This window comes from Usitatibacter rugosus (genome assembly GCF_013003965.1).
GTDB lineage: Bacteria > Pseudomonadota > Gammaproteobacteria > Burkholderiales > Usitatibacteraceae > Usitatibacter > Usitatibacter rugosus.
In genome coordinates, this window is record NZ_CP053069.1 from 1,947,775 (window position 1) to 1,970,811 (window position 23,037).

General features: G+C 67.0%; 18 protein-coding genes. 15 read left to right on the forward strand and 3 right to left on the reverse strand.

Annotated features, from left to right (window positions below; all coding sequences use genetic code 11):
* The first annotated feature begins 4 nt into the window (after window positions 1-4).
* The 10 genes from DSM104443_RS09440 (at window position 5) to DSM104443_RS09485 (ending at window position 12,965) form a co-directional block, all read left to right on the forward strand.
* Window positions 5-2,371, forward strand: a complete 2,367-nt coding sequence (locus DSM104443_RS09440) for a FecR domain-containing protein (protein ID WP_171091596.1) — start codon at window positions 5-7, stop codon at window positions 2,369-2,371.
* 160 nt (window positions 2,372-2,531) lie between these two features.
* Window positions 2,532-3,290 (forward strand): ABC transporter ATP-binding protein, encoded by a 759-nt coding sequence (locus tag DSM104443_RS09445; RefSeq protein WP_171091598.1) that lies wholly within the window; start codon window positions 2,532-2,534, stop codon window positions 3,288-3,290.
* Window positions 3,283-3,990: an ABC transporter ATP-binding protein gene (locus DSM104443_RS09450; RefSeq protein ID WP_171091600.1), complete on the forward strand. Its 708-nt coding sequence runs from the start codon at window positions 3,283-3,285 to the stop codon at window positions 3,988-3,990. Before DSM104443_RS09445 ends, DSM104443_RS09450 begins: the two co-directional genes overlap by 8 nt.
* Before the next feature lie 21 nt (window positions 3,991-4,011).
* Window positions 4,012-5,289 (forward strand): ABC transporter substrate-binding protein, encoded by a 1,278-nt coding sequence (locus DSM104443_RS09455; RefSeq protein WP_246232781.1) that lies wholly within the window; start codon window positions 4,012-4,014, stop codon window positions 5,287-5,289.
* Window positions 5,290-5,402: 113 nt separating this feature from the next.
* Window positions 5,403-6,251 (forward strand): branched-chain amino acid ABC transporter permease, encoded by an 849-nt coding sequence (locus tag DSM104443_RS09460; RefSeq protein WP_246232786.1) that lies wholly within the window; start codon window positions 5,403-5,405, stop codon window positions 6,249-6,251.
* 1 nt (window position 6,252) lies between these two features.
* Window positions 6,253-7,359, forward strand: coding sequence for a branched-chain amino acid ABC transporter permease (locus DSM104443_RS09465; protein WP_171091604.1), 1,107 nt, complete (start codon window positions 6,253-6,255; stop codon window positions 7,357-7,359).
* On the forward strand, window positions 7,349-8,995 hold the full coding sequence (locus DSM104443_RS09470; RefSeq protein WP_171091606.1) for an acyl-CoA synthetase: 1,647 nt from the start codon (window positions 7,349-7,351) through the stop codon (window positions 8,993-8,995). Before DSM104443_RS09465 ends, DSM104443_RS09470 begins: the two co-directional genes overlap by 11 nt.
* Window positions 8,996-9,040: 45 nt before the next feature.
* Window positions 9,041-10,375 carry an argininosuccinate synthase gene (gene argG / locus DSM104443_RS09475; RefSeq protein ID WP_171091608.1) on the forward strand — a complete coding sequence of 445 codons (1,335 nt, stop codon included), beginning with the start codon at window positions 9,041-9,043 and terminating at the stop codon, window positions 10,373-10,375.
* A 45-nt stretch (window positions 10,376-10,420) separates the two neighbouring features.
* Entirely contained in the window at window positions 10,421-11,797 is a 1,377-nt protein-coding gene (sthA, locus tag DSM104443_RS09480) for a Si-specific NAD(P)(+) transhydrogenase (RefSeq protein WP_212757070.1), read from the forward strand.
* 13 nt (window positions 11,798-11,810) lie between these two features.
* Window positions 11,811-12,965 carry an NAD(P)/FAD-dependent oxidoreductase gene (locus DSM104443_RS09485; protein ID WP_171091610.1) on the forward strand — a complete coding sequence of 385 codons (1,155 nt, stop codon included), beginning with the start codon at window positions 11,811-11,813 and terminating at the stop codon, window positions 12,963-12,965.
* On the opposite strand, the gene DSM104443_RS09490 is transcribed toward DSM104443_RS09485, so the two are convergent.
* Window positions 12,941-15,202 carry a S10 family serine carboxypeptidase-like protein gene (locus DSM104443_RS09490; RefSeq protein ID WP_171091613.1) on the reverse strand — a complete coding sequence of 754 codons (2,262 nt, stop codon included), beginning with the start codon at window positions 15,200-15,202 and terminating at the stop codon, window positions 12,941-12,943. The genes DSM104443_RS09485 and DSM104443_RS09490 overlap by 25 nt on opposite strands.
* 310 nt (window positions 15,203-15,512) lie before the next feature.
* On the opposite strand from DSM104443_RS09490, the gene DSM104443_RS09495 reads away from it, so the two are divergent.
* The 4 genes from DSM104443_RS09495 to DSM104443_RS09510 all read left to right on the forward strand — a co-directional run bounded on the left by DSM104443_RS09495 (window position 15,513) and on the right by DSM104443_RS09510 (window position 19,720).
* Window positions 15,513-16,262 carry an electron transfer flavoprotein subunit beta/FixA family protein gene (locus DSM104443_RS09495; protein WP_171091615.1) on the forward strand — a complete coding sequence of 250 codons (750 nt, stop codon included), beginning with the start codon at window positions 15,513-15,515 and terminating at the stop codon, window positions 16,260-16,262.
* Window position 16,263: 1 nt separating this feature from the next.
* On the forward strand, window positions 16,264-17,190 hold the full coding sequence (locus DSM104443_RS09500; RefSeq protein WP_171091617.1) for an electron transfer flavoprotein subunit alpha/FixB family protein: 927 nt from the start codon (window positions 16,264-16,266) through the stop codon (window positions 17,188-17,190).
* Window positions 17,191-17,345: 155 nt separating this feature from the next.
* Complete coding sequence (locus DSM104443_RS09505) at window positions 17,346-19,142, forward strand: acyl-CoA dehydrogenase (protein ID WP_171091619.1); 1,797 nt, start codon at window positions 17,346-17,348, stop codon at window positions 19,140-19,142.
* A 74-nt stretch (window positions 19,143-19,216) separates the two neighbouring features.
* On the forward strand, window positions 19,217-19,720 hold the full coding sequence (locus DSM104443_RS09510) for a manganese efflux pump MntP (RefSeq protein ID WP_212757072.1): 504 nt from the start codon (window positions 19,217-19,219) through the stop codon (window positions 19,718-19,720).
* Window position 19,721: 1 nt separating this feature from the next.
* Here DSM104443_RS09510 and DSM104443_RS09515 read toward each other — a convergent pair whose 3' ends face one another.
* On the reverse strand, window positions 19,722-20,177 hold the full coding sequence (locus DSM104443_RS09515; protein WP_171091623.1) for a hypothetical protein: 456 nt from the start codon (window positions 20,175-20,177) through the stop codon (window positions 19,722-19,724).
* Between the two features lie 211 nt (window positions 20,178-20,388).
* On the opposite strand from DSM104443_RS09515, the gene DSM104443_RS09520 reads away from it, so the two are divergent.
* A complete protein-coding gene (locus DSM104443_RS09520; protein ID WP_171091625.1) occupies window positions 20,389-21,591 on the forward strand; it encodes a PQQ-dependent sugar dehydrogenase in 1,203 nt (400 codons plus the stop codon).
* Window positions 21,592-21,617: 26 nt separating this feature from the next.
* On the opposite strand, the gene DSM104443_RS09525 is transcribed toward DSM104443_RS09520, so the two are convergent.
* Window positions 21,618-23,036 carry an efflux transporter outer membrane subunit gene (locus DSM104443_RS09525; RefSeq protein ID WP_171091627.1) on the reverse strand — a complete coding sequence of 473 codons (1,419 nt, stop codon included), beginning with the start codon at window positions 23,034-23,036 and terminating at the stop codon, window positions 21,618-21,620.
* Window position 23,037 lies beyond the last annotated feature (1 nt).

The window sequence follows — 23,037 nt, forward strand, 5'->3', positions numbered from 1 at the left end:
CGCCATGAGAATCAAGATCCTCAGCGCCTCCGTTGCCCTGGCCGTCCTCGCCCCGGCCGCGTTCGCCGCCAGCGGGACCTTCACGTTCGTCACCGGCGACGTGAGCCTCACCAAGCGCGACGGCAAGAAAGTCGCCGCCACCCGCGGCACGGAAGTCGATCCGGGCGACCTGATCGCCACGGGCGGCGCCGGCATGGCGCAGCTCTCGATGATCGACCAGGCGCGCCTGTCGCTGCGGCCCAATTCCCAGTTCCGCATCGAGGGCTACCAGACCAACGCCCAGGACACCTCCGGCGCCGTGCTGAACCTCCTGCGCGGCACCCTGCGCACGTTCACCGGCCTCATCGCCACCACCAACCGCGACAAGTTCGTGATGAAGACGCGCGTGGCCACGGTGGGCATCCGCGGCTCCGGCAACATCCTCTACGCCTGCTCGATGGCCGACGGCGATTGCGACGAGAGCGTGGCCGACAAGGATGCCAAGGGCGACATCACGGTGAACCACACGATCGAGGGCAGCCACTCGATCACCAACTTCGTGGCGGGCGATCCCAACATGCCGCCGCAGCAGGGTGGGCCGACGACGCTGATCACCGGCCCCGGGCAGACGGTGCTGGTGCAAGGCAGCCAGCCGCCGAAATTCATCCCGACGCCGAGCTTCGTCTCCGATACGGCTTCCAATCCGTCGAATTCCAAGGCCGGCCCGGCCCCGGGCGCGGGCGGCGGCGATACCCGCAACTTCGCCCCCGGCGACAACCAGCAGCTGCCCCCGCAGCAGCAGGGCACCGGCAACACGCCCGTGGGCAACAACGGCCTGGGCTTCGTCACGATCGACGCGTCCAGCAACATCCTGTCGGATCCGCAGAACCTGCGCGACATCATCATCGCCACCAGCGGCCCGTTCCTCGGCCAGTCGCCCGCGGCGGATGTCACGCTCGAGGGCGCGGCGCTCCGCGGCTACTCCATGTACGCGCCGACGGGGAACCTCCGCCCGGCCATCAGCGGCGGCAACGTCGCGGAGACCACCAGCGTCTCGGTGGGCGGCGGCGGATCCGTCGTGCTCGGCCGCTATACCGGTTCCTCGCTCGGCTTCAACGGGCCCGGCTCGGGTGGCCCGGTGCTCGGCAGCGTGCACTGGATCTACGGACCGTCCGGCTATCCCCCGTACCTCTCGGATGTCCTGACCGGCACGGCCACGTACACCCTGGTCGCCAACACGTCGCCCACGAACCAGGCCAATACGACCGGCACGCTGGGCTCGGCCACGCTCGCCGTGAACTTCACCAACCGCACGCTGAACCTGGGGCTGTCGGTGCTGATCCCGGCCACCAGCGGCAACACCGGCGGCTCGTGGAATCTCACGGCCAACGCCGTGCCGTTCAGCCTGAACCAGTTCTTCGCCTCGACCAGCGGCCTGCTCACGATCGTGAATGGCGCCGGCATCTCGTCGCGCACCAACGGCAGCCTGAGCGGGTCGGTGGAGGGCAGCCTCGTGGGCAACAGCCTGCAGGCCGCGATCCTGGGCTACGGGATCAGCGACCTCACGGCCGCGAACGCGAACAACAACAACCTCGTCACCGGCGTCGCCGCCTTCACGGGCCCGGCGCAGGACGGCGCCGCACCGTATCGCGAAGGCCGCATCTCGGATGCCGAAGGCCTCCTCGCCGGCTCCGATTTCTCGCGCAACTACTCGACCACGAACCGCCCCGACGAAGTCACGGCCGGCCCGAACGGCGCGATCACCGCCTTCGTGGCGCCCGCGGCCAACATCGGCAACCGCGCGAGCTACGCGATCGGCACCGCGCAGGTCGTGCAGTCCGGCTTCGATGCGGAAACCGGCATGGTGTGGGGACGTTGGGGCAACGGCGTGGCGCAGGTCTCGAGCGGCAGCACCTCGCGCAACATCGACCTCAACCAGCAGAGCCTCCACTACATCTTCGCGGGCGCGCAGCAGGGCCCGGTCGCGCTGCCGGCCACCGGCACGGCGACGTACGACGTGGTCGGCTCCACGCTGCCCACCGACAGGGGCGGCCACGTGGGCGTGCTGGGCAGCGCCACGCTCGACGCGAACTTCACCAACCGCACCGTCTCCTCGACGGTGAACGTCACGATCAACAACCAGACGTGGATCGGCTCCGCGCCCAGCATGCCGATCTATCGCGACCAGTACTTCTCGGCCACGACGGGTAACAGCATTCCGGGTTCGGTGAACATCTCGCCGCTCACGATCTCGTGCTCGCCCAGCTGCCCGCAGAATCCGTCCGGCAGCTTCGACGGCTTCTTCACCGGCCGCAACGGCCAGCGCGCGGGGATGATGTACAACATGGGCGGCGTGAACGGCGCCATCGCCTTCGGTCGCCGCGGCGGCTAGCCGCGCTGCACGGAGTTCGCGAAACGGGTGTCCGGGAAACCGGACACCCGTTGTCTTTTGCGCGGTGCAGCAGCGATTGTTGGCCGCTTTCCTTGCTGGCCGCTGAGACGGCGGGTTAGCATTCCCGACTTCCTCCAAGAGCGCGTCCGGATTTCCAGAAGTGACCGACGAGACCCTCCTCGAAACACGCGGACTCACCAAGGAGTTCAAGGGCTTTGTCGCCGTGGACAACGTGGACCTCCGCGTGAAGCGCGGCACCATCCACGCGCTGATCGGCCCCAACGGAGCCGGCAAGACGACGGTCTTCAACCTGCTCACCAAGTTCCTGCCGCCCACGCGCGGCACGATCCACTACAAGGGCAGCGACATCACGCGTGACAACCCCGCGGATGTGGCGCGCCGCGGCGTGATCCGCTCGTTCCAGATCTCGGCGGTGTTCCCCAACCTCTCGGTGCTGGAGAACGTGCGCGTGGCGCTCCAGCGGAAGTCGACCGGTTCGCAGTTCGCGTTCTGGAAGTCGGACAAGACGCTCGACAAGCTGAACGACGCCGCGCTCGCCATCCTCGATCGCGTCGGCCTCAAGGATTTCGCGCAGGTCCACGCGGGCGCACTGGCCTACGGGCGCAAACGCACGCTCGAGATCGCGACCACGCTCGCGATGGATCCCGAAATGATGCTGCTGGACGAGCCCACGGCCGGCATGGGCCACGAGGACGTCGACCGAGTGAGGGACCTCATCAAGGAAGTCGCGAAGGGCCGCACCGTCCTCATGGTCGAGCACAACATGAGCGTGGTCTCCGGCATCTGCGACATCATCACGGTGCTGCAGCGCGGGGCGATCCTCGCCGAGGGCCCGTACGCGGAGGTCGCGAGGAATCCGCAGGTGATCGAGGCGTACATGGGGACGACGCATGCCTGAGGCCGTCCTCAAAGTCTCCGGCCTGCAAGCCTGGTACGGCGAATCGCACGTGCTGCACGGCGTGGACTTCGCGGTGAACAAGGGCGAGGTCGTGACACTCCTCGGCCGCAACGGTGCCGGCCGCACTTCCACGCTGCGCTCGATCATGGGCCTCGTCGGCCGGCGCAGCGGCTCCATCGTCGTGAACGGCGTCGAGACCGTGGCCATGAGCACGCACCGCATCGCGCACCTGGGCATCGGCTACTGCCCCGAGGAGCGCGCGATCTTCTCCAGCCTCTCCGTCGAGGAGAACCTCACGCTGCCGCCGAAGGTGGGCGAGGGCGGCATGAGCATCGAGGAGATCTACGAGATGTTCCCGAACCTGCGCGAGCGCCGCAAGACCGCGCAGGGCACCAAGCTCTCCGGCGGCGAGCAGCAGATGCTCGCGATGGCGAGGATCCTGCGCACCGGAGCGCATTTGCTGCTGCTCGACGAGATCACCGAAGGCCTCGCGCCCGTGATCGTGCAGGCGATCGGCCGCGTGATCGTGAAGCTCAAGGAGCGCGGCTTCACGATCGTGCTGGTCGAGCAGAATTTCCGGTTCGCCGCTCCGCTCGCGGACCGTCATTACGTGATGGAGCATGGGAGAATCGCCGAGTCATTCCCGGCCTCCGAGCTCGAAGCGAAGACAGGCTTGCTGCACGAGTACCTGGGTGTCTAGAAAACCACAGAGGAGACGCAAATGAAATTCCCGATGAAGACCCTCGCCGTCGCCGCCGCGTTCGCATTCGCGGCCGGTGCGTATGCGCAGGCGAAGAAGGACGAGAAGAAGGCGGAGCCCGCCAAGCCCGCCGCGGATGCGAAGAAGGACGAGTCGCAGATCTCCGGCGGCATCGTGAAGATCGGCGTGCTGAACGACCAGTCGAGCCTGTACGCGGACCTGGGCGGCCAGGGCTCCGTCGTCGCGGTGAAGATGGCGATCGCCGACTTCAAGGCGAAGGAGAAGGGCCTCAACGTCGAGGTGATCTTCGCCGACCACCAGAACAAGCCCGACGTCGGCAGCCAGATCGCCAGCAAGTGGATCGACGCCGAAGGCGTGGACATGATCATCGACACGCCGAACTCCGGCGTTGCGCTGGCCGTGAACCAGGTCGTGCGCGACAAGAAGAAGGTCTTCATCAACTCCGGCGCCGCGAGCTCGGATCTCACGGGCGCCAAGTGCTCGCCGAACACGGTGCACTGGACGTACGACACGTGGATGCTCGCCAACGGCACCGGCAGCGCGATCGTGAAGCGCGGCGGCGACACGTGGTTCTTCCTCACGGCGGACTACGCCTTCGGCCACGCGCTCGAGCGCGACACCGAGGCCGTGGTGCTGAAGGCCGGCGGCAAGGTGGTGGGCAAGGTGCGCCATCCGCTGAACACGCAGGACTTCTCGTCGTTCCTGCTGCAGGCGCAGTCGTCGAAGGCCAAGATCGTGGGCCTCGCGAACGCCGGCGGCGACACGTCCAACTCGATCAAGCAGGCGGCCGAGTTCGGCATCGTGAAGGGCGGCCAGAACCTCGCGGGCCTGCTCGTGTTCCTGACGGACGTGCATGCGCTGGGCCTCGACAAGGCGCAGGGCCTGATCCTCACCAACACGTTCTACTGGGACCAGAACGACGCGTCCCGCGCGTTCACGAAGCGCTTCGCGGCGGCCAACGGCGGCAAGTACCCGACGATGGTCCACGCGGGCGTCTACGCGGGCACGCTGCACTACCTGAAGGCCGTGGCGGCGCTGAAGAGCGATGACGGCACGGAAGTCGTGGCGCAGATGAAGAAGATGCCCACGGACGATCCGCTGTTCGGCAAGGGCACGATCCGCGTCGACGGCCGCAAGATCCACCAGGCCTACCTGATGGAAGTGAAGAAGCCGAGCGAGTCGAAGGGACCGTACGACTACTACAAGGTCCTCGCGACGATCCCGGCCGACCAGGCTTTCCGTCCCCTCAAGGACGGCGGCTGCGAGCTGGTGAAGTAAGGCTGCTCGTCTGGGTGAGCGGCGCCGGCTTGCCGGCGTCCGCTCCAACCCGGATCTCGGTGTAGAACGAAGCGACCATGTCTGAAATTTTCGGGATTCCGATCAATGCATTCATGGGTCAACTCCTCATCGGGTTGATCAACGGGTCGTTCTACGCCCTCCTTTCGCTGGGGCTCGCGGTGATCTTCGGGCTCCTCAACATCATCAACTTCACGCACGGCGCCCAGTACATGATGGGTGCCTTCGCGGCGTACTTCCTGCTGAACAAGCTCGGCATGAACTACTGGTGGGCGCTGGTGGTGGCGCCGCTCGCGGTCGGCGCCACGGGCGTGGTGATCGAGCGCTTCATGCTCTCGAAGCTCTACAAGCTGGACCACCTCTACGGGCTGCTGCTCACGTTCGGCCTGGCCCTCATCATCGAGGGCGTGTTCCGCAACGAGTTCGGCTCCGCGGGCCTGCCGTACTCGATGCCCTCGGCGCTCGAGGGTGGCCACAACCTCGGCTTCATGTTCCTGCCGAACTACCGCGCCTGGGTGATCGGCGCCTCGCTCGTGGTCTGCATCGGCACGTGGCTGCTGATCGAGAAGACCAAGCTGGGCGCGTACCTGCGCGCCGCCACCGAGAACCCGAAGATGGTGGAAGCCTTCGGCGTGAACGTGCCGCGCATGATCACGCTCACCTACGGCTTCGGCGTGGGCCTGGCCGCACTGGCCGGCGTGTTCGCCGCGCCCATCTACCAGGTGAGCCCGCAGATGGGCTCGTCGCTCATCATCGTGGTGTTCGCGGTCGTCGTGATCGGCGGCATGGGCTCCATCCTGGGCGCCGTCATCACCGGCTTCGGCCTGGGTGTCATCGAGGGCCTCACGAAGGTGTTCTATCCGGAAGCCTCCAACACCGTGATCTTCGTGATCATGGCGATCGTCCTCATGATCCGGCCGCAGGGCCTGTTCGGGCAGCGCTGACATGGCCGATCCGACGATCGATCCGCTGGCCGCCCGCGACGTCGAGTTCGAGGCGAAGTTCTTCCGCTACGGCTTCATCGTGGTGATGGCGTTCTTCCTCGTCGCCCCGATGTTCATCTACCCCGTGTTCCTGATGAAGGTGCTGTGCTTCGCGCTCTTCGCGTGCGCCTTCAACCTGCTGATCGGCTACGGGGGCCTGCTGTCGTTCGGCCACGCGATGTTCTTCGGGATGGCGGGCTACCTCTCCGCGCATTTCGCGAAAGTAGGCCTGCACGTCGAGCAGGTGACGATCTTCAAGCATGTCATCACCGTGGGGCTCCACATTCCCCCGTTCGCCACCGAGCTGGCGATCCTGGCCGCAACGGCCGTGACGGCGCTGTTGGGCGCGCTGGTCGGGTTGCTCGCCATTCGGCGACAGGGCATCTACTTCGCGATGATCACGCTGGCGCTCGCCCAGATGATCTTCTTCTACTGCCTCCAGGCGCCGTTCACGGGGGGCGAGGACGGCATCCAGTCGGTGCCGCGCGGCACGCTGCTGGGGATGGTGGACCTCACCAACAACTTCGCGATGTACTACTTCGTGCTCGCGATCTTCACCGCGGGGTTCCTCCTCATCGTGCGCACGATCCATTCGCCCTTCGGCCAGGTGCTGAAGGCGATCAAGGAGAACGAGCCGCGCGCGATCTCCCTGGGCTATCGCACCGAGCGCTACAAATTCCTCGCCTTCGTGCTGTCCGCGGGTCTCGCGGGCCTCGCGGGCGCCACCAAGGCCATCGTCTTCCAGCTGGCCTCGCTCACGGACGTGCACTGGTCGATGTCGGGCGAGGTCGTGCTGATGACGCTGCTGGGCGGCATGGGCACGGTGTTCGGGCCGATCGCCGGCGCCTTCGTGATCATGGCGATGGAGAATTACCTCTCCGACCTTGGCGCCTGGGTGACGATCACGCAGGGCATCGTCTTCGTGATCTGCGTGCTCGCGTTCCGCCGCGGCATCGTGGGCGAGCTGGAGGCGCTGCTCAAGCGCAAGCTCACTTTCCGGCAGCTGATGTTCGAGATCTTCGCGTTCCGCCACCACAAGCGGGCCAAAGAAAAACGCGGTGGACCGTAACTGCGCGAATTTCGCGCCGCTCAGCCCCGTCGCCTTTCTCCGCCGCTCGGCGGAGGTCTATCCGCAGAAGACGGCCGTCGTGCATGGCGATGCCCGATACACCTACGCGCAGCTTGCCGAGCGCGTCTCGCGCTTCGCTTCGGCGCTCGCGAAGCGCGGCGTCCGGCGCGGTGACACGGTCGCCTTCATGGCCCCCAATGTTCCCGCACTCCTCGAGGCGCACTACGCGGTGCCCGGCCTCGGCGCCGTGCTGAATGCGCTCAACTATCGGTTGGACGCGCGCACGATCGCCTTCTGCCTCGACCACGGGAAGGCCAAGGTTCTCGTGACCGACCGCGAGTTCTCGCCGGTGATCGCCGAGGCCGTGCGATTGGCGACGGTAAAGCCGCTCGTGATCGACATCGACGATCCGCTGGGTGCCGGCGGCGATCTCCTCGGCGCGCTCACGTACGAAGAGTTCCTGCGCGAAGGCGATCCCGCGTTCGAGCTGCCGGGCCCCGAGGACGAGTGGGACTCGATGTCGCTGCTCTACACCTCGGGCACCACGGGCAGTCCGAAGGGCGTCGTCTACCACCATCGCGGCGGCTACCTCAACGCGCTCGGCAACGCGCTCATGTTCGGGCTGGACGCGAGGTCCGTGTACCTGTGGACGCTGCCAATGTTCCACTGCAACGGCTGGACGTACACGTGGGCGGTCACGGCCGTCGGCGGAACGCACGTCTGCCTGCGGCGGGTCGATCCCGCGCTGATCTTTCCCGCGATCCGAGAGCACCAGGTCACGCATCTCTGCGGCGCGCCGATCGTGCTGAACCTGCTGGTCCACGCACCGGATGCGGTGAAGGAGCGCTTCGACCATCGCGTGGAAGTCGCCACGGGCGGGGCCGCGCCGCCTTCGGCCATCATCGCCGCGATGGAGAAGATGGGCTTCAACGTGACGCACCTCTACGGCCTCACCGAGAGCTATGGGCCGGCGACGTTGTGCGCGTGGCAGCCGGAGTGGGATGCGATGGGCCTGGACGAGCGGGCGCTCCGCATGGCGCGCCAGGGCGTGCGCTATCCGACGCTGGACGATGCGATGGTCGCCGATCCGCAGACGATGCAACCGGTGCCCTCCGACGGCGCCACGATGGGCGAGCTGATGCTGCGCGGGAACACCGTGATGAAGGGCTACCTCGGCAACGACGCCGCCACCGAAGCCGCCTTCCGCGGCGGCTGGTTCCACACCGGCGATCTCGGCGTGAGGCATCCCGACGGCTACATCGAGATCAAGGACCGCTCCAAGGACGTCATCATCTCCGGCGGCGAGAACATCTCCTCGCTCGAGGTGGAGGAGTGCCTCTACCGCCATCCCGCCGTGATGGAGGCCGCGGTGGTCGCGCGGCCGGACGAGAAGTGGGGCGAGACGCCGTGCGCGTTCGTCATGCTCAAGCCCGGAGCCACCGCCACGGTCGAGGACATCGTCGCGTGGTGCCGCTCGAACCTCGCGGGCTTCAAGATCCCGCGCACCGTCGTGTTCGGCGAGCTGCCGAAGACCTCCACCGGCAAGATCCAGAAGTACGTCCTGCGAGAGCGCGCGAAAAACGTCGTCCCCGCGAAGGCGGGGACCCAGGCTGGATTCCCGCCTTCGCGGGAATGACTAGTTGTTAGAATTGACCCTTTGCACGCGTTCGAAAGAATCCCCTTGGCCACGATCCTCCAGTCCCTCCCCGCCGGCGAGAAGGTCGGCATCGCTTTCTCCGGCGGCCTCGACACCAGCGCGGCGCTGCGCTGGATGCGCGAGAAGGGCGCGATTCCCTACGCCTACACCGCCAACCTGGGGCAGCCCGACGAATCGGACTACGAGGAGATCCCGCGCAAGGCCCGGGCCTACGGCGCCGAGAAGGCGGTGCTGGTCGAGTGCCGCCCGCAGCTCGTGGCCGAGGGCATCGGCGCCATCCAGTGCGGCGCCTTCCACATCTCCACCGGCGGCATCACCTACTTCAACACCACGCCGCTCGGGCGCGCGGTGACGGGCACGATGCTGGTCGTCGCCATGAAGGACGACGACGTCCACATCTGGGGCGACGGCAGCACGTTCAAGGGCAACGACATCGAGCGCTTCTACCGCTACGGCCTGCTCGCCAATCCCAGCCTGCGCATCTACAAGCCGTGGCTGGACCAGCGCTTCATCGACGAGCTGGGCGGGCGGAAGGAAATGTCGGAGTACCTGGTGGCCCAGGGCTTCGACTACAAGATGAGCACGGAGAAGGCGTACTCGACCGACTCCAACATCCTCGGCGCGACGCACGAAGCGAAGGACCTCGAGTTCCTCGACAAGGGCTTGCGCATCGTGAACCCGATCATGGGTGTGGCGTTCTGGCGCGACGACGTGCCCGTGAAGGCCGAGACCGTGTCGGTGACGTTCGAGCAGGGCATGCCGGTCGCGCTGAACGGCCAGACCTTCAAGGATTCTGTGGCGCTCTTTGCCGAGGCCAATGCGATCGGCGGCCGCCATGGCCTGGGCATGTGCGACCAGATCGAGAATCGCATCATCGAAGCGAAGAGCCGCGGCATCTACGAGGCTCCCGGCATGGCGCTGCTGCATCTCTGCTACGAGCGCCTGATCACCGGCATCCACAACGAAGACACGATCGAGCAGTACCGCAACAACGGCCGGCGCCTCGGCAGGCTCCTCTACCAGGGCCGCTGGTTCGACCCGCAGACGATGATGCTGCGGGAGACCGCCCAGCGCTGGGTCGCGCGCGCGATCACCGGCGAAGTGACGGTGGAGCTGCGCCGGGGCAACGACTATTCGATCCTCGACACGAAGAGCCCGAACCTCACGTACAAGCCCGAGCGCCTCACGATGGAGAAGGGCGAGGCGTTCTTCACGCCCGCCGACCGCATCGGCCAGCTCACGATGAGGAACCTCGACATCGTGGACACCCGCGACAAGCTGCGCGTGTATACCGAGACCGGCCTCATCGGCGGGAGCGACGGCGTGCCGCTGCTCACCGGCGGCGACAAGCCGGAGTAGAGCGCGATCGCCGCCTCCGCGAAGCCGCAGGAATTCGACCTCGTCGTGCTGGGCGGCGGTCCCGCCGGCACGAGTGGGGCCATCGCCGGCGGGCTGATGGGGCGCAAGGTCGCCCTGGTCGAGAAGGCCCCGATCGTGGGCGGCGCCGGCATCAACACCGGCACCATTCCCAGCAAGACGCTGCGCGAGACCTCGCTCATGCTCGCGGGCTGGCGCACGCGCCGGCTCTTCGGCGTGGACCTCTCGCTGCAGCGCGAAGCGACGGTCGCCGATTTCATGCGCCACTCGGACCACGTGACGGCCGGGGAGCGCGAGCTGGCGGAATACTCCCTGGACCTCCACGGCGTGGAGGTCGTCCACGGCGCGGCGTCCTTCGTCGATCCGCATGTCGTTCGCGTGGTCGCGCCGGACGGCAGCGAAAGGCTCCTGCGCGGCGAGAAGATCCTCGTCGCCACGGGCTCGTCGCCGTTCCAGCCGCCCGAGTTCGCGTTCAAGGACGAGCGCGTCCACGACTCCGACGAGATCCTCCAGCTGAAGGAGCTGCCGCGGAAGCTCGTCGTGGTCGGCGCCGGCGTCATCGGCTCGGAGTACGCCGGGACGTTCGCGGCCTTGGGCGTCGAGGTGCGGCTGGTCGACGGACGCGACACGCTGCTACCTTTCCTGGACTCGGAGATCTCCGCGGCGCTCACGAAGGCGATGACGGAGAATGGCGTGCGCTTCCTGTGGAAAGAGAAGGTCGTGAAATGCGACCTGTCCCATCCGCGGGACGTTTCGCTGACGCTGAGCTCGGGTGCCATGCTCACCTGCGACGGCGTGCTCGTATGCTCGGGCCGCAGCAGCAACACCGAGACGCTCGATCTTGCCGCGGCCGGCATCACGCCGGGCAAGCGCGGGCTGATCCCGGTGGGATCACACTTCCAGTCGAACGACCAGCCGCATATCTATGCCGCGGGTGACGTGATCGGACCGCCGGCGCTCGCCGCCACGGGCATCGAGCAGGCGCGCGTCGCGGTGTGCCACGCCTTCGGCGAATCGCTCAAGACCGACATCGCGCCGCTGCTGCCGGCCGGCATCTACACGATTCCCGAGGCGAGCATGGTGGGCGATACCGAGGCCCAGCTGATCGAGAAGAAGATCCCGTACGTGGTGGGTCGTGCGCGCTACGCGGAGATCCCGCGCGGCAAGATCATCGGTGACGAGAGCGGGTTCCTGAAGCTCCTGTTCCGCCGCGACGACATGCGGCTGCTCGGCGTGCACGTGATGGGCGAGCACGCGACCGAGGTGGTGCACATCGGCTTGATGGCGATGCTCTCGGAGTCGACGGCCGAGATCTTCAACCGCGCGTGCTTCAACTATCCGACGCTGGGCGACCTCTACAAGTTCGCGGCGTACCGGGCGCTCCTCGAACGCCGAAAGAATTAGAGTCAGACCCCCATTGAGTTCCGGTTCCAGCACGAGTGACGTTGTCATCGTCGGTGGCGGCGTCATCGGTTCGGCGATCGCGTACTTCCTGTGCGGACGGGATCCCGCGCTTCGGGTGAGCGTCATCGAACCCGACCCCACGTACGAGTTCGCATCGACACCGCGTGCCTCGGGCGGCGCCCGCGTGCAGTTTTCGTGCCCCGAGAACATCGCGATGTCGCTCTTCTCCCTCGACTTCATCCGCGCGTTCGAGGAGCCCGTCGACTGGGTGGAAGGCGGCTACCTGTTGATCGCGCGTCCCGGTGAGGAACTGGTGCTGCTCGAGTCGAACCATCGCGTGCAGCTCGCGCACGGCTGCGAGGCGGTGCTGATGGACGCGGCGGCGCTCAAGGCGCGCTGGCCCTCGATGAACGTGGACGATCTGGCGGCCGGCGTGCACACGCCGCGCGACGGCTGGTGCGATCCCAACAGTCTCCTGCAGGGACTGCGGCGCCAGGCCATCAAGGCCGGTGCCAGGTACGTGAAGGACCGCGTCGTGGGATTCGATCGCGACGGATCCGTGGTGAGAGCGGCGAGGCTCGAGTCCGGCACGACGATCGCCGCCGCGCAATTCATCAACGCGGCCGGTGCGTGGTCGGGTGTCATCGGCGACATGGCGGGCATGCCCACGCCCATCTCGCCGCTACGCCGCTTCGAGCATTTCTTCACGCCGCAGGAGCCGATGGAGCGCCTGCCGTACGTGAAGGATTTCCAGCGCATGGCCTTCCGTTCGGAAGGCCGCGGCTTCTCGGGCGGCGTCGTGGATGGCGAAGAGCCGCGCGGCTTCAACTTCGACGTGGACCACGATTACTTCGAGCGCGTGGTGTGGCCGGCGGCGGCGCACCGATTCCCGCCGTTGGAAGCCGCCAAATGCCAGCGCACGTGGGCGGGGCTCTACGAGCAGTGCGAGCTCGACGGCAACCCGATCTTCGGCAACTGGCCCGGGCGCCTCGACAACTTCCACGTGTGCGCGGGCTTCTCGGGTCACGGCATGATGCACGCACCCGCCGCGGGGCGGGCGATGGCCGAGCTGATCCTCGATGGGCGCTACACGACACTCGACTTGCGCCGGTTCGGCTACCCGCGGGTGCTGGACGCGATTCCCTACTCCGAAACCGGCATCAAGTAGAACTGCACGAGGTCCGAGCGCAACCGGACGCGCGACGCGTCGTCGAGGTAGATCATGTGGCCGCCGTCGTAGTTGCGTACGCGAACGCCCGGCCGTGCGCCGAGCCGCGCCAGGTCGCGCTCCGTGTTCATGAAGGGCGTCGCGAGGTCGTGGTAGCCGGCCAGGGCGATTACCTTCAGGCGTGGGTTGATGTCGAGCACCGCGGCGAGATCCGGCACGACGTCGGGTTGCGAGCGGCCCGCGTAGGCGAGCGAGAACGTCTTCTCGCCGTACAAGGCGTAGGGCGTGGGCGTGGTGTAGCCCAGCGACGCGAGATACTCGCCGATGCGCGTGTCGAAGGAATCGTCGATCAGGTAGGTCGAGGGATCGAGCGCCGGCAGGTTGCCGCGCGGGATCTTCACGCGCGCGTCGTAGCGGCCGACCAGCATGCCCGGCAGCAGGTTCGTGCGGAAGTACGAGGAGGAGCGATTCGGATTCGCCGCCCATTCGCTGCGCGCGATGCCCGAGGTGGCGACCAGGCGATCCAGCACGAAACCCGGAACGGGCGTGCCGTTCGCGATGAAAGCCGCGGCCGCCGGGTCGTAGTCGTGGTTGGCGAACATGCGCATCTCGTCGTGGGGAACCGCGGGCACGATGCCGTGCCAGCTTGCCGCTGCGGCGATGGTCGCCACCTGGCCCGTGCACGGTACGGCCGCCACTTCGCAGTTGTGCGTGTAGTCGAGGATCGGCGAAACCAGGATGAGCCCCGCGAGGCGGATCCCCGCGGCCTCGAGCCCGCGTGCCATCACGGCCGCGCGGATGCCGCCGTAGGATTCGCCCATGAGGTATTTCGGGGACGCACGGCGATCGTTCACGGCCACGTAGCGCGCGACGAAATCGTTGAAGATGGCGGCGTCGCCGGTCACGTTGAGGAACGCTCCGTTCGTCGCGGGCGCGATCGCCGTCGAGTAGCCCGTCACCGGTGCGTCGACGAAGACCAGGTCCGTCACGTCCAGCAGGCTCTCGGCATTGTCGACGAGCGCGTAGGGCATGGGCAGGTCGGTCGCGGGCATGCCGGTGGCCAGGCGCTTCGGGCCGAACGAGCCGAGGTGCAGCCACACGGTCGCGTTTCCCGGGCCACCGTTGTAGATGAAGGTGACCGGCCGATTCGCGGCCGCGGCTCCGTCGAGGGTGTAGGCCGCGTAGAACATCGACGCTTTTTGCACGCCGGCCGTGTTGAGGTGGCCGACGGTCGCTGTGTACGCGAGGGGCACCCCGGCGAGCGTGATTTGCCGGCGCGAGGAGACGGTGGTTTCCGGGGCCACGGCCACGGAGCCCGCGGAGGCCGTGCTGTAGGCCGTGGTGTTGGTGAACCCGCTGGCAGGCGGCGGAGCAGGGCTCGTGCAGACCGATTGCGCGGCACCGAACACCTGCCGCGAAATGGCCTTGGTGACCGCGATGCCTTCGATGTCGTAGCGCAGCGTCCCGGTCTCGCCATTGCTGAACGTAAGCGACATCCCGCCCACGCGCGTGACGTCCGCGGCACTCAGGGGCACGAACGGCGCGGCGTTGAAAGGCGAGCCCGTGGTGCGATAGAGGTCGCCTGCGTACGAGCCGTCGGCCCGCTTCTCGCCGCGGGACATCAAGTACCACGCGGGCCGGCCGTCGAGCCCGTAGGTGAAGAGCGTGGCGAAGATCACGTCACCCTGGTGCGTGACGTTCAGGCCCCAGCCCGACTCGGCCGGGTTCCACCACAGGTCCTGGTAGTTCGTGAAGCCGGAGCGCGAGCCGAGCGAGGCCGTGCACGCGGCCGGTGCCACGCCGAACGATTGCCGGGTGAGCGGCTTCGTGACGCGAACGCCTTCGATGTCGTACTCGAGCGTCGTGCCCTGGCTGCCGAAGGCCACGCGCATGTCGCCTACGCGCGTCACGTTGCCCGGGCCGATGGGCGTGAACGGATTCGCGTTGAAGGCGGGGCCGGTCGTGCGGTAGAGCGTGCCGGCGTATGCGCCGAGGTCCGCGGCGGGGTCGTTGGTGCCCGGTTGCAGGCGGCCCTCGGACAGGATGTACCAGGCGGGGTTGCGCGCGTTGTCGTAGGTGAAGAGCGTGCCGAAGATCACGTCGCCCTGGTGCGTGAGGTTCAGGCCCCACCCGGACTCGGCCGCGTTCCACCAGAGCGAAGTAAAGTTGTGGGACGGTGACGCCGCAAATACGGCACCGGCCCACGCGGTCGCGAGTGCGGCGAGCGCGCCGCGCATCAACCGATGCAGATCGGCTTGAGGTCTAACCATCGAGTGACAACCAGGGGAAAACGCAGGATGCCTGCGCCGATACATGGTATTGCAATGCAGAAGCCCTGGCTCTACTCGCCAGGGCTCGCTGGTGTCTCCACGAATACATCCTCAACGCTTAAGGTGACGCTTTGGCGGACGCTTTCAAGGCACGGGTTGTAAAGATAAATACTTTAATAAACAATTAGTTAAATGGCCTCACCGGCACTCCAAAACGGGCATCCGGAGGCTCCTGCTATAATTCAAACGCTCGTTTGAATTCCCCCTCCGGAGAGACATGAAAATCCTCGTGCCAGTGAAGCGCGTGGTCGATTTCAACGTCAAAGTGCGCGTGAAGTCGGACCAGTCGGGCGTCGAGCTCGCGAACGTGAAGATGTCGATGAATCCCTTCGACGAGATCGCCGTCGAGGAAGCCCTCAAGATCAAGGAAGCCGGCAAGGCCACGGAAGTGATCGCGGTCTCCGCGGGCGTCACCGCCTGCCAGGAGACGCTGCGCACGGCGATGGCCATGGGCGCCGACCGCGGCATCCTCGTCGAGACCGACGTCGAGCTGCAGCCCCTCGCGGTGGCGAAGCTGCTGAAGGCCGTCGTCGACAAGGAAGGCCCGCAGCTCGTGATCCTCGGCAAGCAGGCGATCGACGACGACGCGAACCAGACCGGCCAGATGCTCGCCGCGCTCCTCGACTGGCCCCAGGCCACGTTCGCGAGCAAGGTCGAGATCGACGGCACGAAAGCGAAAGTCACGCGCGAGATCGACGGCGGCCTCGAGACGATCGAGATCTCGCTGCCCGCGATCGTGACGACGGATCTGCGCCTCAACACGCCGCGCTACGCGACGCTGCCCAACATCATGAAGGCGAAGAAGAAGCCGCTCGACACGCTGAAGCCCGACGCGCTCGGCGTGGATGTGACGCCGCGCCTGAAGACCCTCAAGGTCGCGGAGCCCGGCAAGCGCAAGGCGGGCGTGATGGTGAAGGATGTCGCCGAGCTGGTCGACAAGCTCAAGAACGAAGCGAAGGTGATCTGACATGACCGCACTCGTCATTGCCGAGCACGACAACACGAACGTGCGGGGCGGCACCGCCAACGCGGTCACGGCCGCCACGAAGATGGGCGGCGACGTCCATGTCCTCGTCGCCGGATCCAACGCGAAAGCGGCGGCCGATGCGGCCTCGAAGCTCGCCGGCGTGAAGAAGGTGATCCACGTCGCCGGAGCGCAGTACGACGGGGGGCTCCCCGAGAACTACGCCGCGCTCGTGGTCCCGATGGCCGCGAATTATTCGCACGTGGTGGCATCGGCGTCCGCGTTCGGCAAGAACCTCATGCCGCGCGTGGCCGCGCTGCTCGACTCCGCGCAGGTCTCGGAGATCATCTCCGTGGAATCGCCGGATACGTTCGTGCGTCCCATCTATGCGGGCAACGCCTTCGCCACCGTGCAGTCCTCGGACAAGGTGAAGGTGATCACGGTGCGCGCCACCGGCTTCGATGCCGCGGCCGCGACCGGATCCGCTCCGGTGGAAGAGGGCACGGCCGCCGCCGACAAGGGGCAGTCGAAGGTCCTCTCGCAGGAGCTCACGAAATCCGCGCGTCCCGAGCTGGCCGGCGCCAAGCGCATCGTCTCCGGCGGGCGCGGGCTCGCCTCCGGCGAGAACTTCAAGATGCTCGATGCGCTTGCCGACAAGCTCGGCGCCGCCATCGGTGCTTCGCGCGCCGCGGTGGATTCCGGCTACGTACCCAACGACTACCAGGTCGGGCAGACCGGCAAGATCGTCGCCCCCGAGCTCTACATCGCCATCGGCATCTCGGGTGCGATCCAGCACCTGGCCGGCATGAAGGACAGCAAGGTGATCGTGGCGATCAACAAGGACCCCGAGGCGCCGATCTTCCAGGTGGCCGACTATGGTCTCGTCGGTGACTTGTTCCAGATCGTCCCCGAGTTGACTCAAAAACTATAAGTCAAAGGCGAAAGGCGTCCTCCGCAGATAAACACAGATAAACGCAGATGAAAAATCTTGAGGGATTTCACCTTCCAAGGTTTTGAAGTTATCTGCGTTTATCCGTGTTTATCTGCGGAGGGCGCCTTTCGCCGTAACCCCAGCGGAGCGTAGAAATGGCTGAGTACATCGCACCCATCAAGGACATGCAGTTCGTCCTCAAGCACGTGGTCGGCCTGGACCAGGTCAACACGCTCCCGGGCCACGAGGAGATCACGGAGGACGTGGTCGATGCGATCCTCGAGGAAGCGAGCAAGCTGGCCCACGAGGTGCTCTCGCCGCTCAACATCACGGGCGACAAGAATCCGTCCAAGTGGAAGGACGGCGTCGTTACCACGCCGCCGGGCTTCAAGGACGCGTACTGGCAGTACGTGAACTCGGGCTGGGGCAACATCCTCTCGCCGGCCAAGTACGGCGGGCAGGAGCTGCCGCACATGATCGCAACGCCCGTCGAGGAGATGTGGGGCTCGGCGAACCTCGCGTTCAAGCTCTGCCCGATGCTGACCCAGGGCGCGATCGAGGCCATCGCCCACGTCGGGCCCGACGCGCTGCGCGAGAAATTCCTGCCCAACATGATCTCGGGCAAGTGGACCGGCACGATGAACCTCACCGAGCCGCAGGCGGGGAGCGACCTTTCGCTCGTGCGCACGAAAGCCACGCCGCAGTCCGATGGCACGTTCCGGTTGAAGGGCCAGAAGATCTTCATCACGTACGGCGAGCACGACTACACGGAGAACATCATCCACCTCGTGCTGGCGCGCATCGATGGCGCTCCCGAGGGCGTGAAGGGCATCTCGCTCTTCGTGGTGCCGAAGTTCAACGTGAAGCCCGACGGCTCGCTCGGCGATCGCAACGACGTGAAGTGCGTCTCCATCGAGCACAAGCTGGGCATCCACGCGAGCCCGACGGCCGTGATGGCCTACGGCGAGAAGGACGGCGCCACGGGCTACCTCGTGGGCGAAGCGAATCGCGGGCTCGAGTACATGTTCATCATGATGAACGCCGCGCGTCTTTCGGTCGGGCTCGAAGGTGTTGCGATCGCGGAGCGCGCCTACCAGCGGGCTCTCGCCTGGTCGCGCGAGCGGCTGCAGGGCAAGCCCGTCGGCGTGAAGGGCGCCACCACCGCGCCCATCGTCCAGCATCCGGACGTGAAGCGCATGCTCCTCACGATGAAGTCGATCACCGAGGCCTCGCGTGCGCTCGCTTACTGGACCTCGGCCATCCTCGATCGCGCCCGCGAGCATCCGGATGAAGAGGAACGCCGCCGCAGCCAGGCGATGGTGGATTTCCTCATCCCGATCGTGAAGGGCTGGTCGACGGAAAACGGCATCGACGTCGCCTCGCTCGGCATCCAGGTGCACGGCGGCATGGGCTTCATCGAGGAGACGGGCGCCGCGCAGCACTTGCGCGACGCGCGCATCACCACGATCTACGAAGGCACCACGGGCATCCAGGCCAACGACCTCGTCGGCCGCAAGATCGGACGCGAGGAAGGCCGCACGGCGCTCGTCGTGCTCGCGGAAGTCGACAAGGTCGCCGCACAGCTTTCCGGCGAGGGCGACCCCACGCTGAAGGACATCGGCATGGCGCTCGCCACCGCGGCCGCGAAGGCCCGCGAAACGGTGCAGTGGATCTCACGCAACTTCGCCACCAACGCACCGGCCGTGGCTGCCGGCTCCACCTACGTGCTGAAGCTCCTGGGCATCACGTTCGGCGGCTGGATGCTCGCCCGCTCGGCGCAGATCGCCACGAAGCAGCTCGCGGCGGGCGAGGGCGATGCGTCTTACCTCAAGGGCAAGGTGCTCACGGCTCGCTTCTTTGCCGACCACATCCTGTCGCAGGTTCCCGCGCTCGCGATCGCGGCCACGAAGGGTGGCGAGAGCGTGCTCGCGGTGGAAGAGTCCTTCCTCTGAGCGGGTTCCCGACCCTGATCGTCACCGCGTTCGCGGTGGCGATGGATGCCGTGGCGGTCTCGATTTCCAGCGGCATGACGCGCGGAGCGAAGGCTTCGTGGCGCGATGCGTTCGCGATGGGCGCCGTGTTCGGCGCGTTCCAGGCGATCATGCCCGCGCTCGGCTACCTCGGCGGGGCTTACTTCCGCGATGCCATCGAGGCCTGGGACCACTGGCTCGCCTTCGGGCTGCTGCTCGCGGTCGGCGGCCACATGATCTGGGAAGCTTTGCACGACGATCCCAATGAAACAGAGGCGAACCCCGCGAATCCCTTCGCGTGGCGCCGCCTCCTGGTGCTGGGTGTAGCAACGAGCCTCGATGCTGCGGCCGTTGGTCTTACCTTGGCGCTGGTGGATCTACCGATGCTCGCTTCCGTGCTGATCATCGGCGCGGTGACGTTCGCGCTCTGCGTCCCCGCGGTGCGCCTCGGCAGCCGGCTCGGTGAACGGGTCGCTCACCGCGCCGAGCTGCTGGGGGGCCTCGTGCTGGTGCTCATCGGGACCAAGATCCTGGTCGAGCACCTTTCGGGCGCTGCCTAGGTCAGGTCCCGCCGCCCGGCGACTGGTCGGTCAGGTACTCCGGAGCCAGGCCCGCGCGGATGTCGACCGGCGCGGTGCGGATCGCAACTTCCTCGCGGCTGTTCTCGCCGGAGCGGCGCGAGACGCTGCGCGGGATCTCGATCACGGGCGTCACGATGCGATACGGATCGGTGGACGTCACCACGGTCGATCCCTGGGCCAGGACGTACGGATTCCCGCTGGCGTCGGCCACGATGATCGGCGCATCCGTCACGACGACCACTTCTTCGCCCGGCAGCAGCACCGGCGTTTCGGCGATCACGGCGATCGGTGCGGTCGGAGCCACGATCACGGTGTCCTGCGAGATCGTCGTCGTCGTACCGTCATCGACCGGCTCGATCAACTGCGCACTCGCGAACCCCGCGACCGTGAAGCCCACGACGGGCACGAGTACCGCGATTCCTCTCTTGAGATTCATGTTCATTGCGTCTCCTATCAACGACAGAAAGATGGAACGCGATCGTCGCGTCCTGAAGGTGGGACGTGCGCATCGCGGACGCGTTCCGCGGCGACGCCTTCCCCTCCGACGGCCATCCTCGGGAACTCGGGTAGGACTTGGCCGACGGACAAGGGACGCCGCGAAAGCGATCCTGTGCGTTGCCGTCGAACGACATCTCCTAGGAAAACCCATGCGCCTACTTGCCCTCTCCGCCGCACCCCTTTTCGCGGCGGCCTTCGCCGCGCACGCCGCCTGCGAAAAGCCGCTCGAGACCCGCCCGGTAAATGCCGAGGGCCAGCAGCCCGCGTTTCTTGACCAGACGCGCGCGTGCGAATCGAAGTCGGCGGTGAAGCTCGACGTGGTGGTCCTCGCGAAAGGCCTCGCGAACCCCTGGGCGGTCGAGCCGCTGCCCAATGGCGATCTCCTCATCACGGAAAAGCCCGGGCGGCTTCGCATCGTGAGCGCGCGCGGGCAGCTTGGTGAGCCGATCGAAGGCGTCCCGACCGTGGATGCGGCCGGGCAGGGCGGCCTGCTCGACGTGGCGCTGTCCCCGGGCTTCGCCAAGGACCGCACGATCTACTTCTCCTTCTCCGAGCCGCGGCAGGGCGGCAACGCCACCAGCGTCGGGCGCGGCGTGCTCTCCACCGATCACAAGAAGCTCGAGAACGTGAAGGTGATCTTCCAGGCCCTGCCGACGTACAAGGGCGACAAGCATTTCGGATCGCGCCTCGCCTTCGGCCCGGACGGCATGCTCTACCTCACGCTGGGCGAGCGCTCCGACACGCCGATGCGCAAGCTCGCGCAGCAGCTCGACAACCACATGGGCAAGGTGCTTCGCTTGAAGCCCGACGGAACGGCCGCCGACGGCAACCCGTTCGCCACGCAGGCCGGCGCGAAGCCGGAGATCTGGACCTACGGACACCGCAACGTCCAGGCCTCGGCGTTCGACATGCTGGGGCGCCTCTGGGTCGTCGAGCACGGCACGCAGGGCGGCGACGAGGTGAACCTCATCCAGAAGGGCAAGAACTACGGCTGGGCCGTGCAGGCCTACGGCGAGGAATACTCCGGCAAGCCCATCGACGGCGCGCTCACGGTCCGCGACGGGATGGAGCAGCCCGTGTACTACTGGGATCCGGTGATCGCCCCTTCGGGTGCGCAGTTCTACTCGGGCAAGCTGCACGCGGCGTGGAAGGGCAACCTCTTCGTCGGCAGCCTGAAGGACAAGTACCTCGTGCGCCTCGTGCTGCAGAACGACCGCGTGACCGGCGAGGAGCACCTGCTCGCCGATCGCGGCCAGCGCATCCGCGACGTGCGCGAGGGCCACGACGGCGCCCTCTACATCGTCACCGACGAGAAGAACGGCGAGCTCTGGAAGGTCACGCCCAAGAAATAGCAATTAGGGTCAGACCCTAATTCTTTCTAGTTCCTCTCCCAGCCGCCGCCCAGCGACTTCGCGAGCGCCGCCGAGGCTGCGAGTCGTTGGCCCTGCAACTGCGTGGCGAGGCGCTCGGTGTTGAGCAGGAACTGCTGCGCGGTGATGACTTCGAGGTAGGTGGCGGCGCCGCCTTCGTAGCGGGTGTTGGCCATGTCCAGCACGCGCGCGGCGCTCACGGTAGCCGCAGTCGCTTGTCCATGTGCCCGCTCGAGTGCCGAGAGGCCGGTGATGCCGTCCTGCACTTCCTGCATGGCGTTCAGGACCACGCGGCGATAGATGGCGAGCTCGGCTTCGTAGCCCGCCTCCGTGAACGCGATGTTGCCTTGGATGCGCCCGCCGTCGAAGATCGGCTGCACCAGCGAGGCGCCGATCGACCAGACGAGGCTGGGCGCGTCGAAGAGCGTGGAGAGGTCGCGGCTCTCGGCGCCGTAGAAGCCGGCGATCACGATGCTGGGATAGAGCGCGGCGCGCGCGACGCCGATCTGCGCATTGGCCGCGGCCATCGCGCGTTCGGCCGCCGCGACGTCGGGCCGGCGCTCGAGGATGTCGGACGGCACGCCTACGGGGAAGACGGGCGGAGCGACCAGGGCCCTCGACCGCGGCGCCATCTCGAAGACGGGGGCCGGCGTCCCGGTGAGCGTGGCGATCGCGTTCTGCAATTGCGAGCGCTGCCGGCGCAGCAGCTCCACCTGCGTGAGCGTGTTGTCGATCAGGGCCTGCTGCTGCGCGACGTCGATGCCGGAGGCGGCGCCCAGGTCGTGGCGCGCGGTCACGAGCTCGAGAGCGCGGCGCTGGATGGCGATGGCGCGCGCGAGCACGTCCAGCTCCGCGTCCACCTGGCGCAGCCCGAAGTACGCGACCGCGAGATCCGCCGTGAGCAGCAACCGCACGTTCTCGAAATCCGCGGCCGATCGCTCCGCGGTCGCTTGTGCGCCCTCGACCGACCGGCGCACGCGCCCCGCGAGATCCAGCTCGTAGCTCGTCGTGAGCGAGAGCACGAAGTCGTTCTGCACCGTCGAGAAGTTCGGCGAGTTGTAGTTGCTGAGCGGGCGGTTCTCGGTGCCGCGGGCCCGCGTGTCGCGATTGAAGAGCGAGAGCTGCGGAAAGAGGCTCGCCGAAGCGATGGAGAGCGACGCCCGGGCCTGCGCCCAGCGCGCCGAGGCGAGGGCGAGCGTGGGGTTGTGGGCGAGGGCGCGGGCTTCGAGCGCGTCCAGCTCCGGATCGCCGAAGGCCTTCCACCACTCACCCTTGGGGAGCGCGTCGCTGGGCCGGGCCTCGCGCCACGGTGCTTCCACCTTCCATGCGGTGGGCGTGTCGACCGCGGGACGCACGTAGTCCGGGCCGGCGGCACAACCCGCGACGAGCACGACCGCGAGCGCGGCCAGGGATCGGCGAGCGCGCATC

Coding starts and splice junctions, on each gene's coding strand:
- DSM104443_RS09440 (WP_171091596.1), top strand. CDS start 5: ATGAGAATCAAGATCCTCAGCGCCTCCGTTGCCCTGGCCGTCCTCGCC.
- DSM104443_RS09450 (WP_171091600.1), top strand. CDS start 3,283: ATGCCTGAGGCCGTCCTCAAAGTCTCCGGCCTGCAAGCCTGGTACGGC.
- DSM104443_RS09455 (WP_246232781.1), top strand. CDS start 4,012: ATGAAATTCCCGATGAAGACCCTCGCCGTCGCCGCCGCGTTCGCATTC.
- DSM104443_RS09460 (WP_246232786.1), top strand. CDS start 5,403: ATGGGTCAACTCCTCATCGGGTTGATCAACGGGTCGTTCTACGCCCTC.
- DSM104443_RS09465 (WP_171091604.1), top strand. CDS start 6,253: ATGGCCGATCCGACGATCGATCCGCTGGCCGCCCGCGACGTCGAGTTC.
- DSM104443_RS09490 (WP_171091613.1), bottom strand. CDS start 15,202: ATGCGCGGCGCGCTCGCCGCACTCGCGACCGCGTGGGCCGGTGCCGTA.
- DSM104443_RS09495 (WP_171091615.1), top strand. CDS start 15,513: ATGAAAATCCTCGTGCCAGTGAAGCGCGTGGTCGATTTCAACGTCAAA.
- DSM104443_RS09500 (WP_171091617.1), top strand. CDS start 16,264: ATGACCGCACTCGTCATTGCCGAGCACGACAACACGAACGTGCGGGGC.
- DSM104443_RS09505 (WP_171091619.1), top strand. CDS start 17,346: ATGGCTGAGTACATCGCACCCATCAAGGACATGCAGTTCGTCCTCAAG.
- DSM104443_RS09510 (WP_212757072.1), top strand. CDS start 19,217: ATGACGCGCGGAGCGAAGGCTTCGTGGCGCGATGCGTTCGCGATGGGC.
- DSM104443_RS09515 (WP_171091623.1), bottom strand. CDS start 20,177: ATGAATCTCAAGAGAGGAATCGCGGTACTCGTGCCCGTCGTGGGCTTC.
- DSM104443_RS09520 (WP_171091625.1), top strand. CDS start 20,389: ATGCGCCTACTTGCCCTCTCCGCCGCACCCCTTTTCGCGGCGGCCTTC.
- DSM104443_RS09525 (WP_171091627.1), bottom strand. CDS start 23,036: ATGCGCGCTCGCCGATCCCTGGCCGCGCTCGCGGTCGTGCTCGTCGCG.